Genomic DNA, 14,102 nt, shown 5'->3' on the forward strand with positions numbered 1-14,102 from the left:
GATAAAGCGACCTAGGGCCTGTTCACATTAAATCACTCGTAGATTTAATGTGAACAGGCCCTAGACTGTAGAGTCAGTCTTGCCCAAATTCAAGATGTATTTGTGAGAATGATGGCAAAAGGAAACACTATGACGTTCATGGTTAACTGCACGTATGTAGTGGTTTTCACAAAGTCACTGCAAATGGCGGGAAGCTGGTTCTTGAGTTGTCATGCAGGAGTTACTTCACCATGCGCTCCTACGCAAAATGGCCAGGATCGCGAGACCCTGGCCATGGTCATGTAGGTGATCCGTGCGGCACTGCGCGGCAGCGCAGCCCGGTGGTGTCACGACATGAATCAAGTCATGTGCAGAGGCTGCACATCAGCGCAGACGCAACACGAAACGCGCCGCCACGGTGGCCATCAGGCTCAGCACCGCGCCGAAGATGACGAAGTAGCTCACCGACAGCTTGTCGCCGGTGAAGTCGATCAACCAGGTGATGATGAGGCCGGCGAAGCCGCCGAAGATGGTCACGGCGATGTTATAGGCCAACGACATGCCGGTGCCGCGCGTGGCCACCGGGAAGATGTCGGCCAGCAGTGCCGGCATCGCGGCGAAATACATGGTCATGAGCACACCGATGACGGTCTGCAGCAACAGCAGTTGCAGGAAGCCCGGCGAGTGGGTCAGGAACACGAACATCGGATAGGTCAGCACGATGTAGAGCGCGCTGCTGGTGATCATGAAGGGGGTACGACCGATCTTGTCGGAGAGCTTGCCCACCAGTGGCGAGCCGATGAACATGATCAGGCCGGCCACCGACATCGCGGCAAACGAGGACCAGGCCGGCAGCCCCAGCTGCTTGACGGCATAGGTGGGGATGTACAGCGACAGGTACACCGAGACGGTGGCCATGATGACGCTGCCGGTACCGATCAGCAGGCGCATCTTCTGGTGGGTGAAGGTGTCGCGCAGGGGCGCGTCGGTCTTCTCGCTGGATTCCTTGAATTCGGGCGCTTCATCCAGGTGACGACGGATGTAGATGCCGGCCGGGGCGATCAGCAGACCGAAGATGAAGGGCACGCGCCAGCCCCAGGAGGACAACTGCTCGGGTGTGAGCATGTTGTTGAGCACGGCGCCGAAGATGGCGGCCAGCAGCAGGCTGATGCCCTGGCTGGCCACCTGCCAGCTGGAGAAGAAGCCGCGACGGTGCGGTGCGTGTTCCACCAGGAAGGCGGTGGAGCTGCCGAACTCGCCACCGGCGGAGAAGCCTTGGATCATCTTGCCCAGTGCGATGCCGGCCGGTGCCAGCATGCCGATGCTGGCATAGCTGGGCATGAAGGCGATCATGGCGGTGCCCACCGTCATGAGCATGATGGACAGCATCAGCGCGGCCTTGCGACCGGCGCGGTCGGAGTACGCACCCAGCACCACTGCACCCAGCGGACGCATGAAGAAGGACACACCGAAGGTGGCGAAGGTCAGCAGCAGCGAGACGTTGTCATCCCCGGTGGGGAAGAACTGCTTGGCGATGACTACCGCGAAGGCGCCATAGATAAGGATGTCGAACCATTCGAGCGCATTGCCGATGGAGGACGAGATGATCGCACGCCGCGCTTGCGGATGCGTGGTGCCGGCGCCAGGCGCCGCGGTATTGCTGGTCATGGAGACTCCCTGATGGATACGTGGATGGAGGAGCAGCACGCCGTTCCGACCCTGGCGGGGCAGACGGCTGCCTGGCTGTATATGGATGGTTGTGGGCTCCGCGTGACGGCCGCAGCCGTTACAGCGGGCGAGCATAGGCGGGGCGATGCGGCACTGTCAAGGCGCAGTGCGGGGGATTATCAGGAGGCAGGACATGGACGCGATTCTGCGAAATCATTTTCTCGTTTCGCCGACCCGAAGCTCACTGCCGTGCTGACGCTTCGACCTCCTCGACCTCCCTGAGCTTGCGCCACAAGGTCGTGCGACTGATGCCCAGGTGACGCGCGGCCGCGGCACGGTTGCCACGGAAGCGGCGCAGTGCGGCGTGGATGGCGTCGGTGTCGGGTGCATGGTCAGGGGTGGTCAGGGCATGAGAGGGCGGCGTCTGTGCAGCGTCCATGATCAGCGGCTGCGCTGCTGTGGCCAGCTCCGGTGCGACCCGCTGTATCAGCGTCGCCGTCAGTGCCTGCAAGGGTTCTGCGGCCAGGAACAGCGCCAGTCGCTCCATCAGGTTACGCAGTTCGCGCACATTGCCCGGCCAGTCATAGGCGCACAGCAGCGGCGCGCAGCGCAGGATTTCCGCGCCCAGATTGGCATGCGGGCGCGCATCGAGTGCGGCCAGCGCATGTTTGAGATGCCATTCGGCCAGCGCCGCAATGTCTTCACGGCGCGCGCGCAAGGGCGGCAGTTGCAGGCGCAGCACGCTCAGGCGGTAATACAGGTCGGCGCGAAAACGGCCTTCCCGCACCCGCGCTTCCAGGTCGCAATGGGTGGCACTGATGATGCGCACCTGGATCGCAATGGGCCGCGTACCCCCCACGCGCACCACCTCGCGCTCCTCCAGCACGCGCAGCAGTCGCGTCTGCAGCGGCAGCGGCATCTCGCCGATTTCATCGAGCAGCAGGGTGCCGCGATGTGCGGCCTCAAACACACCGGCGCGTCCGCCACGGCGGGAACCGGTGAAAGCGCCTTCCTCGTAGCCGAACAGTTCGGATTCCAGCAGCGATTCGGCCAGCGCCCCGCAATTGATGGCCACGAACGGATGCGCGGCCTGGGTCTTGCCCTGCATGCGCGGATGGGCGCGGTGAATGGCCTGGGCCGCCAGTTCCTTGCCGCTGCCGGTCTCGCCCTGGATCAGTACATTGGCCGGCGAACGTGCAAACAGCGTAATGGACTGGCGTACCGCTTCCATGACCGCCGAGTCGCCGCGCAAGTCCTTGAGGTGATGCCGTGCGCGCAGACTGTCTGCCACCGGCAGGCTGGGGCCGCGCGAGCTTTCCAGTTGCGTCAGGCGCGCCAGTTCCAGCGCATCTTCAAAGGCCTGGCGCACCGTGGCCGAGGAGTAGAGGAAGATGCCCTGCATGCCCGCTTCCTCGGCCAGGTCGGTGATGAGCCCGGCCCCGACCACCGCCTGCACGCCGCCAGCTTTCAGTTCCTGTACCACGGCGCGCGCATCTTCCTCGGTGGCATAGGTGCGCTGGGCAATGTCCAGTCCGAACATCTGCTGGAACTCGCTCAGGGCCGGCATCGCCTCCTGATAGGTGACCAGCCCGATGCGCGCGCTGATCTGCCGCGCGCGGGCCAGCGCCTGCATCACGTCGAAACCGCTGGCGCGCGCCACCACCACCGGTACCGGCAGGCGGCTCTTGAGATAGGCACCATTGGAACCGGCCGAGATCACTACATCGCAGCGCTCGCTGGCCAGGCGCTCGCGGATGGCGCGTACGGCCTCGTCGAAACCGAGATGAATGGGCTCGATGTCGGCCACGCCGTCGAATTCCAGCGTGATGTCGCGGAAGAGTTCGGACAGGCGCGACACGGACACGGTCCAGATCACGGGTTTGTCGGCCAGGCGCTCGGCAGGGGCAGGGCGTTTCATGGTGAGCGTTCAGTGTGTTTCAGTGAAACGTCACTGTAACACTGATGAAACATGGATGCTTGTGCCAGATCAAGCTGGCAGCTCCGGCGCAAGCCCGGGACGAGCCCGCCCCGTCCGGTGGCGAGCCTTGTTTGACGGGGGTTTCAGGCGATATGAAGGTTTCTTCGGGGCCCTTGCCATCGGATGCTGCACTGCGATGGCACGGCCGTTGCAATGGTGAACGCAAATGTCGCAGGACGGGTGTGCCTCACGTCCGCCTGTCGCCGTTACGCAGTCAAGCAGTGACGCAGTTGGTCCAGACTTTCCGCATTCCAACCTCATCGAGAAGGTGTCCACCATGGCTCTCCATTCCGCAGGCGCAGCGTTCCGCCAGGCCGTCCAGGAAGAATCCCCCTTGCAAGTCATCGGCGCGATCAACGCCAACCACGCCCTGCTGGCCAAGCGCGCCGGTTTCCGCGCGATCTATCTGTCTGGCGGCGGCGTGGCGGCGGGTTCGCTGGGCTTGCCTGACCTGGGCATTTCCAATCTGGACGACGTGCTCACCGACGTGCGCCGCATCACCGACGTGTGCGACCTGCCGCTGCTGGTGGATGTGGATACCGGCTTCGGTGCCTCGGCCTTCAACGTGGCGCGGACCGTCAAGTCCATGATCAAGTTCGGCGCCGCCGCCATGCACATCGAAGACCAGGTCGGCGCCAAGCGCTGCGGCCATCGTCCCGGCAAGGAAATCGTCAGCAAGCAGGAAATGGTAGACCGCATCAAAGCCGCCGTGGATGCCCGCACCGACGAGAACTTCGTCATCATGGCGCGCACCGATGCGCTGGCCGTGGAAGGGCTGGACGCCGCCATCGAGCGCGCCGTGGCCTGCGTCGAGGCCGGTGCCGACATGATCTTCCCGGAAGCCATCACCGACCTGGCCATGTACAAGCAGTTCGCCAATGCGGTGAAGGTACCGATCCTGGCCAACATCACCGAGTTCGGTTCGACTCCGCTGTTCACGGTGGACGAACTCAAGGATGCCGACGTGGGGCTGGTGCTCTATCCGCTGTCGGCCTTCCGTGCCATGAACAAGGCCGCTGAAAACGTCTACCAGGCGATCCGCCGCGATGGTACGCAGAAGAACGTGGTCGATACCATGCAGACCCGCATGGAACTGTATGACCGCATCGATTACCACAGCTACGAACAGCGCCTCGATGCGCTGTTTGCCCAGCAGAAGAACAAGTAAGCCCCTTCCGACAAAGCATTGTCACCCCATACCGAATACGAGGAGAACACGATGAGCGAACAACAAGCCGCAGGTTTCAAGCCCAAGAAGTCCGTTGCCCTCTCCGGCGTGACTGCCGGCAACACCGCCCTGTGCACCGTCGGCAAGACCGGCAATGACCTGCACTATCGCGGTTACGACATTCTCGACGTGGCCGATAGCTGCGAGTTCGAGGAAATCGCCCACCTGCTGGTGCACGGCAAGCTGCCGACGGCTGCCGAACTGCGCGCCTACAAGGCCAAGCTGAAGGCCCTGCGCGGCCTGCCGGCCAACGTCAAGGCAGCGCTGGAATGGTTGCCGGCCGCCTCGCATCCGATGGACGTGATGCGTACCGGCGTCTCCGCGCTGGGCTGCGTGCTGCCGGAGAAGGATGACCACAACACCCCCGGTGCGCGCGACATCGCTGATCGCCTGATGGCTTCGCTGGGTTCGATGCTGCTGTACTGGTACCACTACAGCCACAACGGCAACCGTATCGAGGTCGAGACCGACGACGATTCCATCGGCGCCCACTTCCTGCACCTGCTGCATGGCGAAAAGCCCTCGGCGGCCTGGGAGAAGGCCATGCACACCTCGCTGATCCTGTATGCGGAACACGAATTCAATGCCTCCACCTTCACCGGTCGCGTCATCGCCGGCACCGGTTCGGACATGTATTCGGCCATCACCGGCGCCATCGGCGCCCTGCGCGGCCCCAAGCATGGCGGCGCCAATGAAGTGGCCTTCGAGATCCAGAAGCGCTATGACAATCCGGACGAGGCCGAGGCCGACATCCGCCGTCGCGTCGAGAACAAGGAAGTGGTGATCGGTTTCGGTCACCCGGTCTATACCATCTCCGACCCGCGCAACAAGGTCATCAAGGAAGTGGCACGCAAGCTCTCCAAGGAAGCCGGTTCGACCAAGATGTTCGACATCGCCGAGCGCCTGGAGACGGTCATGTGGGACATCAAGAAGATGTTCCCCAACCTGGACTGGTTCTCGGCCGTGTCCTACCACATGATGGGTGTGCCCACCGCGATGTTTACGCCGCTCTTCGTCATTGCCCGTACCTCGGGCTGGGCGGCGCACATCATCGAGCAGCGCATCGACAACAAGATCATCCGCCCCTCGGCCAACTACGTGGGACCGGAAGATCTGAAGTTCGTGCCGATCAGCAAGCGCAAGTAAGGCTGGCAGGTACAGCGGCGCAAGGAGCAAGGAGCAAGGAGCAAGAGAGGGAGAGGGAGCAGCAAGAAGAAGGGAGCGGCGGCCGGCGTGTGCCGGTCGCCCCATTCCCCGGCGAAGGAGACGGGGCGGGCCGACCCGGGCGATCAGGCCGATTTGTAACAAGCGTTACATATGGTCGAGTCAGTCGCAATATCTTGTTAAGATGCGAGCGGATCTTTTCCGCCTCTGCGTCCACCTCTGACTCTCCATGGATCATCCGATGATTGCTGCCATCGTTTCCCGCCGTCCTCGCGCCTTGCCCCTGACATCCCTCTGCCTGGCCGCCACCGTTGCCGTTGCGCTGTCGGCCTGTTCTTCCACGCCGGTGCCCGTCACCGAGACCAAGCCACTGCTGCCGCAATTGCTGCAATCGCCGGCGGCCACGCAGCCGACCTGGGCGACCCAGCTCAAGACCGGTGCCTTCAGTTGCGAGATGGGCAACAAGGTGGAAATCCGCATGGATGGCCGCGTCACCGATGGGGTCACGCTGGTGTGGAAGGGCAGCAGCTACATGATGAACCCGGTCAGTACCTCGACCGGTGCAGTGCGTCTGGAGAACAAGGGCGAAGGCCTGGTGTGGATCCAGATCCCGTCGAAGTCCATGCTGCTCAATTCCAAGATCGGGCAGCAACTGGCCAACGACTGCCGCACGCGCTGAAGCCTTGGCGCTGCGCCGTCGTGATGGTCTGACGCCGGCGCTTTCTTTCCACCTCACGTTTGCTCCTCCCTTGTCATGTTGACGGCTTCATGCCGTCGACAACGCTCCCGCTTTTTTCGTTGTTGCACTTGATCTGTATCAGCCGTGATCGCGCGTCGATGCTGCCGATTCAGCCGCTCGTAAGATTCAGGTGCAAGACTGGTTTCACCGTCGCATGAGGGCCACGCATGGCAGAGATGCCGCTGTACATGCCTCAGAGCCACGCGACCATCACCCTGCGGGCCACGCCGCGCAAGGTCTGCAGTGGTTGTCCAATTCGAGAGACATGAGGAGACGTCATGCAGTACGAGGATTTTTATCGCCGTTCCATCGATCAGCCCGAGACCTTCTGGGCAGAAGAAGCGCAGCGCATCCATTGGAACAAGCCCTTCACCAGTACCCTGGATTATTCCCGGGCCCCCTTCGCGCGCTGGTTCATCGGCGGCACCACCAATCTCTGCTACAACGCGGTGGACCGCCACCTTGGCGAGCGACCCAAGCAGGCCGCACTGATCGCCATTTCCACGGAAACCAACACCGAGCGCGTCTACGATTTCGCCGAACTGCATCGCGAAGTCCAGGCCATGGCCGCCACCATGCTGGCCTTGGGGGTGCAGCGTGGCGACCGGGTGCTGATCTACATGCCGATGATCGCCGAGGCGGTCTTTGCCATGCTGGCCTGTGCGCGCATTGGCGCGGTGCATTCGGTGGTCTTTGGCGGCTTTGCCTCCAACAGCCTGGCCTCGCGCATCGATGATGCACAGCCGAGCCTGATCGTCTCGGCCGATGCCGGTTCACGCGGTGGCAAGGTCATTGCCTACAAGGGCTTGCTGGATGAGGCGATCCACCTGGCGCAGCACAAGCCGCAGAAGGTCCTGCTGGTCGATCGCGGCCTGGCCGACATGGCGCGCACGGCAGGGCGCGACGTTGACTATGCGCCCCTGCGCCAGCAGCATCTGGATCAGCCGGTGCCGGTGGCCTGGCTGGAATCGAACGAGTGCAGTTATGTCCTCTATACCTCCGGCACGACCGGCAAGCCCAAGGGCGTGCAGCGCGACGTGGGCGGTTATGCGGTGGCGCTGGCGTCCTCCATGCAGCACATCTTCTGCGGCAAGCCCGGGGAAACCTACTTCTGCACGTCTGACATCGGCTGGGTGGTCGGCCATTCCTACATCGTTTATGGCCCACTGATTGCGGGCATGGCCACCGTGCTCTACGAGGGTTTGCCGATTCGTCCCGATGCCGGCATCTGGTGGAGCATCGTCGAGAAGTACAAAGTCACCCGCATGTTCTCCGCGCCGACGGCCATCCGCGTACTCAAGAAGCAGCCGCCGGAATGTATGGAGCGCTACGATACCTCTTCGCTCAAGGCGCTCTATCTGGCCGGCGAGCCCCTGGATGAAACGACGTCGCGCTGGATTTCGGGCGCCCTGAAGGTGCCGGTCATCGACAACTACTGGCAGACCGAATCGGGCTGGCCCATCATCTCGATCGCCAAGGGGATCAGCGACAAGCCCACGCGCCTGGGTAGTCCGGGCGTAGCGATGCCGGGTTATCGCCTGGCCATCCTCGACGAAGCCACCGGCGCGCCATGCGCCGCCGGAGAAAAGGGCGTGGTCGCCATCGAGGGACCGTTGCCGCCGGGCTGCATGCAGACGGTCTATGGCGACGATGAGCGCTTCGTCAACACCTACTGGCGCAGCCTGCCGCGCGAGGTGTATTCCACCTTCGACTGGGGTATCAAGGACGAGGACGGTTACTACTTCATCCTGGGCCGTACCGATGACGTCATCAACGTCGCCGGACACCGGCTGGGCACGCGTGAAATCGAGGAGAGCATCTCCAGCCATCCCAATGTCTCCGAAGTGGCCGTAGTCGGCGTGGAAGACAAGCTCAAGGGCCAGGTAGCGATTGCTTTCGTCATCCCCAAGCAGGCCGATGCGATGGCCACACCGGAACGGCGCCGCGCGCTCGAAGGCGAGATCATGGGCGTGGTCGACAAGCAGATCGGCGCGGTGGGCCGGCCGGCGCGGGTGTTCTTCGTCAGCGGCTTGCCCAAGACGCGTTCGGGCAAGCTGTTGCGTCGGGCCATCCAGTCCATCTGCGAAGGGCGCGACCCGGGCGATCTGCCCACCATTGAAGATCCGGCCGCACTGGAGCAGGTTCGCGCAGTGATCAGGGACTGAGGCGGGCGGCGGTCATCCACGGGGCGGTGCGCTTGCAGCGGAGCAGGGGCGCCGCGCCCGGCATAATTTGGTTACACTGAGGGCTTCCGATTTTCCTCGATCCCTTCCTGTCCATGTCTTCCTCCATCCGCCCGGCCACCGCTGCCGATGCTCCCGCCCTCTGCGACATCTACAACCACTACGTACAGACTACTGTCATCAGCTTCGAGACCGAAGCACTCAGCGCCGAGGCCATGGCCGCGCGCATCGCCGATGTGCAGGCCGATTTCCCCTGGCTGGTGTTTGAAGAACAGGGCCAGGTACTGGGCTACGCCTATGCCAGCAAGTGGAAGCCCCGTGCGGCTTACCGGCATTCGGTGGAAAGCTCGGTCTACCTGCGTCACGATGCGGGCGGCAAGGGCATCGGCAAGCAGCTCTATCGCGCGCTGATTGCCCAGCTCAAGCCGCTGGGCGTGCACCTGGTCATCGGCGGCATTGCCCAGCCCAATCCGGCCAGCGTGGCCCTGCATGAGAGTGTGGGTTTCGTGAAATGCGGTGTCTTCACGGAAGTGGGCTACAAGATGGGCCGCTGGATCGACGTCGGATACTGGCAACTCAAGCTGCAAGAGGCGCAAGGATGAGATCGACCCGCGCCGCCAGCGCCATCGAGCGCCTGAACAGCCGCACCGAATCACGCGAGTATTCGATGCTGCGCACCTCCGATGAACGCTTCATCCTGACCCGCCGGCTGCCCGGCCAGCCGCTGGAGAAGCTCAACGAGGCCATGGAGCTGGATGACTTCGTCACCTTCGTCAACGCCCAGGGGCCACAGAAGGCCAAGCGCGTGAGCAAGCTGGATGTGCAGTTCGAGAAGAACATGCGCAACAAGAAAGAACAAACGCCACCCGAGGGCGGCGCTCAGTAAGGTTTTGTGTAAATGATATAAATCATTTAAATAATTTGTGAGCAGCCTGCGCCAACATCAGTCCGCCAGCGTGGCAATCACGGGCGCGTGATCCGAAGGCTGTTCCCACTTGCGCGGCACCTTGTCGATGACGCAGGCGGTGCAGCGTGGCACCAGTTCTTCGGACAGCAGGATATGGTCGATGCGCAGGCCGCGATTGAGGCGGAAGCCCATCTGGCGGTAATCCCACCAGCTGTACATTTTTTCCGGTTGTTCGAAGAGGCGGTAGGCATCCGTCAGGCCCAGGGCCTGCAGCTTGCGGAAGGCGTCGCGCTCGGGTTCGGACACCAGCACCTGGCCTTGCCAGGCCACCGGGTCGTGCACGTCGCGGTCCTCAGGGGCGATGTTGTAGTCGCCCAGCAGGGCCAGGCGCGGGTTCTTCGCCTTTTCTTGCGCCAGCCATTCGTGCAGGGCGGCCAGCCAGTTCAGCTTGTAGGGATACTTCTCGGACTCCAGCGACTGCCCGTTGGGAATGTAGGCGCAGACGTAGCGCACGCCCTCGATGGTAGCGGCGATGATGCGTTGCTGTTCGTCGGGGAAGAGCGGATTGTTCCTGACCACATCGGTCATTGGATGGCGCGACAGGATGGCCACGCCGTTGTAGGTCTTCTGACCCGAGAATTCGACCAGGTATCCGGCGGCCGCGATCTCGGCGGCGGGGAACTTGTCGTCGGTGAGTTTGGTTTCCTGCAGGCAGAGCACGTCGACCGGGTTTTCTTCCAGCCATTTCAGCACTTGCGGCAGGCGGACCTTGAGGGAGTTGACGTTCCAGGTGGCGATTTTCATGGGGACAATGCAATGGTGAATCGGAGACCGGCCCGCGCGCATCACAGCCGATGCGTCATGAGCAACGGGCGCCATCTTACCGCATTCGTCGCGCTCCCCGGCCAATGACGATGACCGCGATGATTCCTGCTCCCGAAACAGAAGGGGAATCCCCTTGCGGAGATTCCCCCCTTTGCGTTGCCGTCGTTGGCCCGTTCTCCGGGCCGCACTCTCAGATGGCTGCCATTACGCCGGCATCATCCGGGCCGTCACCTGGGCAGCCTTGTCACCCTTGTCGCTGGCCTTGCGGCGGCGATAGGCGGCAAAGCCGATCAGCCCCAGGCCGCCGATCATCATGGCCGTGGTCGAGGCTTCCGGTACCGGTGCCACGCTGATGTTGCCGGCAAAGCTGCCACCCGCCGATCCCAGGATGGTACCGGCCACCGACAGGGTGTAGAGACCCGCCGACAGACCGTTGGTGCGCAGGTTGAAGGTCTGGGTATCGCCATCCAGCAGCGAGGTGCCGGTGTAGGTCTGGCCGTTGCCGCTCAGGGTGAAGCTGTCGATGCCCAGACGCGACAGGCCGTCCAGTGCAATCGAGACCACCGCCGACGACACCGCCGCGCTTGCGCCACTGACGTCGAAGGTGAAGTTCTCCAGGAAGGTCTGGCCGGTGGTCCCTTCGCCATAGCGGGCGTTGAAGGTCGACGTGGCGTCGGTCCACACCAGGGTGCGCGTGCGCTCGATATCCGCGGCGCTAGCCGAGGATGCCATGGCGACGAAGGCGGACGCGACAAGGAAACTGCTCAACAGTTTTTTCATTACACACCTCTTTCGAATGCGATTGATGGGTAGGGTTGCGATTGGTATCTGATTGCGAAAGCACTGCAAGGGGAACTACGCTCCGACAGGTTTTGTTATTGATGTTGGCAGGGTCGGAACTGCGTCTCGATTTGTGATTTTTGTTCAAGGAGACGGAGCGAGAATAATGGAAAAATACTAACGACAGCAACAAAATATTACGCTTTTCATGTAACTTCTGTTGTGGTGTAGGAATCCGTGAAGTCGCGCTGGTAAAGGATTTCCGACTGCATATGGCTTGGTGTGAGGAAATTTGTTTGAATGCGGAAACTAAGTTTTTTCGGCAACACTCGTTTGTTCTCATGCCCTGAAAAACAGGACAAATTTTGCGTCAGAAAAAGTGACGCATGAAAACATTCCGGAATTGTTTACGCATTGAAAGCGCGGCTGCAGGCTTGAGCTCTACCGTAAAAAAGTTCACAAGCAAAGCGAGCTCTTCAGCAGGCGGCACAAGCAGGCGGAGAATGCAGACAGAGGAGGGAAGCGGGACAGCGCGGCATGGCCGCTACCCGAAGCCGGCCGTGCGGCCGGTCTCGGGCGGGCAGGGGAGGCGGATTACTTGAAGCGGTAGCTGACGGCCACGATGGCGGTGTCATCCGTGTGGCGGCGGACCAGCGGACTGTCTGCCACGGAATGGTCCAGCCACTTGCGGCGCAGGTGCACATTGAGGTGCCAGGCGCCCGTGAGGGGAATATCGGCAGCCAGGCCCAGGGTGGGGCTGGTGGAGGCGCCGGCGCTGTATTGGCGCAGACCGCTGGCGGCCGATTCGCTGGCGGAGACGCCGACGAAGTAATCGTTGTAGCTGCCGCTGCGGTATTCCACGCCGAGCTGCGGATAGAGGCTCACCGGACCCAGGTCGATCTGGGCCGCATAGATGGCCTCGGCCAGGGTGCCGTGCGACTTGTTGAAGTCGCGGAAGACGTTGAGGAAGAAGCCGCCGAAGGGCGTTTCCTGATAGGTGCCGATACCGAGCGGGATCGGGTCAGAGCGGCGCTGCAGGCCGCGTTGGGCATCAAAGCCGTCCAGGCTCACTCGCCCGGCCAGTTCCAGGTAGCCGTAGCCCATGCGCATGGTCTTGACGCCGAAGGTGTCCAGGCGCGCAAAAGCACGGCCATAGTCGGCGTAGGCATAGGGCAGCACCTGGTTGCGGCGATGCGCATCGGGACCGTTGCGATCGACGCGGTAGACGCCCACACCCAGGTCACCGGTGAGTCGGTCCTGCAGTTGCAGGGGATCGCTGGTATCGGTTGCGGGCGCGGCTTGCTGGGCCAGGGCGGGGAGCGCGCAGCAGGCCAGCGTGAGAGTGGCGAAAATTGTTTTCATGATGAGCAGGGGAGTGGAGCCAAGCGGCATTGTAGCGGGCTGGCGGTCCGATGCGGCGTGGTGCACGAAAATGGCCTGCCGTGAAGGCAGGCCATGACGGTCTGGAACAGCCGCTGCCGACCTCCAGTTTCAGCGCTGCGGCAGCGGATGCTGCGTCAGGACTGCTGCAGGGGCGGATAGTCGGTATAACCTTCCGCACCGCCGCCATAGAGGGTGGCCTGGTTGAACTCGGCCAGCGGCGCTCCGGCCTTGAAGCGTTCGACCAGATCCGGGTTGGCGATCCACGGACGACCGAAGGCCACCAGGTCGGCAACATTGCGTGCGCGCGCCTGGACGGCCATCTCCAGGTCATAGCCGTTGTTGGCGATGTAGATGCCCTTGAAGAGATCGCGCAGCACCTGCAGATCAAAGCCGCCCTCCACCTCGCGCGGGCCGCCGGTGGCGCCTTCCACCACGTGCAGGTAGACCAGCTTGTAGCGGTTGAGCTGCTCCACCACGTAGCTGAAGAGCGCCTTGGGATCGCTGTCGGCGATGTCATTGGCCGGGCTGATGGGGGACAGGCGGATGCCCACGCGTTCGCTCGGCACCACCGACGTCACCGCTTCGACCACTTCCAGCAGCAGACGGGCACGGTTCTCGATGCTGCCACCATAGGCATCGGTGCGCTGGTTGCTCTTGTCGCGCAGGAACTGGTCCAGCAGATAGCCGTTGGCGGCGTGGATTTCCACGCCATCGAAGCCGGCCTGCATCGACAGTTGCGCGGCGGTCTTGTATTGCGCGACGATGCCGGGCAGCTCCGCGGCCTCCAGCGCGCGTGGTTCGACGAAGGGCTTGAAACCGCTTTCGGTGAAAGCATTGCCTTGCGGCCTGATGGCCGAGGGAGCGACCGGCAGCGCATGGCCGGGCTGCAGGTCGGGGTGCGAGATGCGACCCACGTGCCACAGCTGCAGGAAGATGCGCCCGCCTTTTGCGTGGACGGCGTCGGTGACCTTCTTCCAGCCGGCCACCTGCGCCTGGTCGTAGATGCCGGGTGTCCAGGCGTAGCCCTTGCCTTGCGGCGAGATCTGGGTAGCCTCGGCGATGATCAGGCCGGCACCGGCACGCTGGGCATAGTACTGGGCGGCCAGGTCGCTGGGCACGTCGCCTGCCTTGGCACGGCTGCGGGTGAGCGGAGCCATGACGATGCGATTGTGCAGTTGCACTGCGCCCAGCTGCATGGGCTTGAAGAGGTCACTCTGAAGATGGGTGGCGTTGGTCATGCTGATCCTTTCTTGTTGGCATTGCTTGGG

12 protein-coding genes are annotated in these 14,102 nt (G+C 62.8%); 6 read left to right on the forward strand and 6 right to left on the reverse strand.

The features are described from left to right. Positions 1-363: 363 nt before the first annotated feature. A complete protein-coding gene (locus tag HWE01_RS10095) occupies positions 364-1,647 on the reverse strand; it encodes an MFS transporter (RefSeq protein ID WP_008330332.1) in 1,284 nt (427 codons plus the stop codon). A 241-nt stretch (positions 1,648-1,888) separates the two neighbouring features. Next, on the reverse strand, positions 1,889-3,565 hold the full coding sequence (gene prpR / locus HWE01_RS10100; RefSeq protein WP_241821728.1) for a propionate catabolism operon regulatory protein PrpR: 1,677 nt from the start codon (positions 3,563-3,565) through the stop codon (positions 1,889-1,891). Positions 3,566-3,902: 337 nt separating this feature from the next. On the opposite strand from prpR, the gene prpB reads away from it, so the two are divergent. The 6 genes from prpB to HWE01_RS10130 all read left to right on the forward strand — a co-directional run bounded on the left by prpB (position 3,903) and on the right by HWE01_RS10130 (position 9,825). Further along, positions 3,903-4,793: a methylisocitrate lyase gene (gene prpB / locus HWE01_RS10105; protein WP_008330325.1), complete on the forward strand. Its 891-nt coding sequence runs from the start codon at positions 3,903-3,905 to the stop codon at positions 4,791-4,793. A gap of 51 nt (positions 4,794-4,844) precedes the next feature. Beyond that, positions 4,845-5,999, forward strand: a complete 1,155-nt coding sequence (gene prpC, locus HWE01_RS10110) for a bifunctional 2-methylcitrate synthase/citrate synthase (RefSeq protein ID WP_008330323.1) — start codon at positions 4,845-4,847, stop codon at positions 5,997-5,999. 259 nt (positions 6,000-6,258) lie between these two features. Continuing rightward, on the forward strand, positions 6,259-6,696 hold the full coding sequence (locus HWE01_RS10115) for a hypothetical protein (protein ID WP_008330314.1): 438 nt from the start codon (positions 6,259-6,261) through the stop codon (positions 6,694-6,696). Between the two features lie 338 nt (positions 6,697-7,034). Next, positions 7,035-8,921 carry a propionate--CoA ligase gene (locus tag HWE01_RS10120; RefSeq protein WP_241821729.1) on the forward strand — a complete coding sequence of 629 codons (1,887 nt, stop codon included), beginning with the start codon at positions 7,035-7,037 and terminating at the stop codon, positions 8,919-8,921. A gap of 113 nt (positions 8,922-9,034) precedes the next feature. Beyond that, positions 9,035-9,541: an arsinothricin resistance N-acetyltransferase ArsN1 family B gene (locus HWE01_RS10125; RefSeq protein ID WP_241821730.1), complete on the forward strand. Its 507-nt coding sequence runs from the start codon at positions 9,035-9,037 to the stop codon at positions 9,539-9,541. Next, complete coding sequence (locus HWE01_RS10130) at positions 9,538-9,825, forward strand: hypothetical protein (RefSeq protein ID WP_241821731.1); 288 nt, start codon at positions 9,538-9,540, stop codon at positions 9,823-9,825. The genes HWE01_RS10125 and HWE01_RS10130 overlap by 4 nt, the downstream gene beginning before the upstream one ends. 57 nt (positions 9,826-9,882) lie before the next feature. Here HWE01_RS10130 and xth read toward each other — a convergent pair whose 3' ends face one another. The 4 genes from xth to HWE01_RS10150 all read right to left on the reverse strand — a co-directional run bounded on the left by xth (position 9,883) and on the right by HWE01_RS10150 (position 14,072). Then, positions 9,883-10,650 carry an exodeoxyribonuclease III gene (xth, locus tag HWE01_RS10135; protein WP_008330303.1) on the reverse strand — a complete coding sequence of 256 codons (768 nt, stop codon included), beginning with the start codon at positions 10,648-10,650 and terminating at the stop codon, positions 9,883-9,885. A gap of 225 nt (positions 10,651-10,875) precedes the next feature. Next, positions 10,876-11,451, reverse strand: coding sequence for an FxDxF family PEP-CTERM protein (locus HWE01_RS10140; RefSeq protein WP_241821732.1), 576 nt, complete (start codon positions 11,449-11,451; stop codon positions 10,876-10,878). 594 nt (positions 11,452-12,045) lie between these two features. Then, positions 12,046-12,813, reverse strand: a complete 768-nt coding sequence (locus HWE01_RS10145) for a MipA/OmpV family protein (RefSeq protein WP_175343663.1) — start codon at positions 12,811-12,813, stop codon at positions 12,046-12,048. Between the two features lie 155 nt (positions 12,814-12,968). Continuing rightward, positions 12,969-14,072: an alkene reductase gene (locus HWE01_RS10150; RefSeq protein WP_241821733.1), complete on the reverse strand. Its 1,104-nt coding sequence runs from the start codon at positions 14,070-14,072 to the stop codon at positions 12,969-12,971. Between the last annotated feature and the right edge of the window lie 30 nt (positions 14,073-14,102).

Origin of the sequence: Herbaspirillum sp. C7C8 (genome assembly GCF_022627875.1) — a bacterium.
GTDB lineage: Bacteria > Pseudomonadota > Gammaproteobacteria > Burkholderiales > Burkholderiaceae_D > Herbaspirillum.

What these genes read in the sequence shown, in the direction of transcription:
- HWE01_RS10125 (WP_241821730.1), top strand. Translation starts at nt 9,035, where the DNA reads ATGTCTTCCTCCATCCGCCCGGCCACCGCTGCCGATGCTCCCGCCCTC.
- HWE01_RS10130 (WP_241821731.1), top strand. Translation starts at nt 9,538, where the DNA reads ATGAGATCGACCCGCGCCGCCAGCGCCATCGAGCGCCTGAACAGCCGC.
- prpB (WP_008330325.1), top strand. Translation starts at nt 3,903, where the DNA reads ATGGCTCTCCATTCCGCAGGCGCAGCGTTCCGCCAGGCCGTCCAGGAA.
- xth (WP_008330303.1), bottom strand. Translation starts at nt 10,650, where the DNA reads ATGAAAATCGCCACCTGGAACGTCAACTCCCTCAAGGTCCGCCTGCCG.
- HWE01_RS10095 (WP_008330332.1), bottom strand. Translation starts at nt 1,647, where the DNA reads ATGACCAGCAATACCGCGGCGCCTGGCGCCGGCACCACGCATCCGCAA.
- HWE01_RS10115 (WP_008330314.1), top strand. Translation starts at nt 6,259, where the DNA reads ATGATTGCTGCCATCGTTTCCCGCCGTCCTCGCGCCTTGCCCCTGACA.
- prpR (WP_241821728.1), bottom strand. Translation starts at nt 3,565, where the DNA reads ATGAAACGCCCTGCCCCTGCCGAGCGCCTGGCCGACAAACCCGTGATC.
- HWE01_RS10145 (WP_175343663.1), bottom strand. Translation starts at nt 12,813, where the DNA reads ATGAAAACAATTTTCGCCACTCTCACGCTGGCCTGCTGCGCGCTCCCC.
- HWE01_RS10120 (WP_241821729.1), top strand. Translation starts at nt 7,035, where the DNA reads ATGCAGTACGAGGATTTTTATCGCCGTTCCATCGATCAGCCCGAGACC.
- HWE01_RS10140 (WP_241821732.1), bottom strand. Translation starts at nt 11,451, where the DNA reads ATGAAAAAACTGTTGAGCAGTTTCCTTGTCGCGTCCGCCTTCGTCGCC.
- HWE01_RS10150 (WP_241821733.1), bottom strand. Translation starts at nt 14,072, where the DNA reads ATGACCAACGCCACCCATCTTCAGAGTGACCTCTTCAAGCCCATGCAG.
- prpC (WP_008330323.1), top strand. Translation starts at nt 4,845, where the DNA reads ATGAGCGAACAACAAGCCGCAGGTTTCAAGCCCAAGAAGTCCGTTGCC.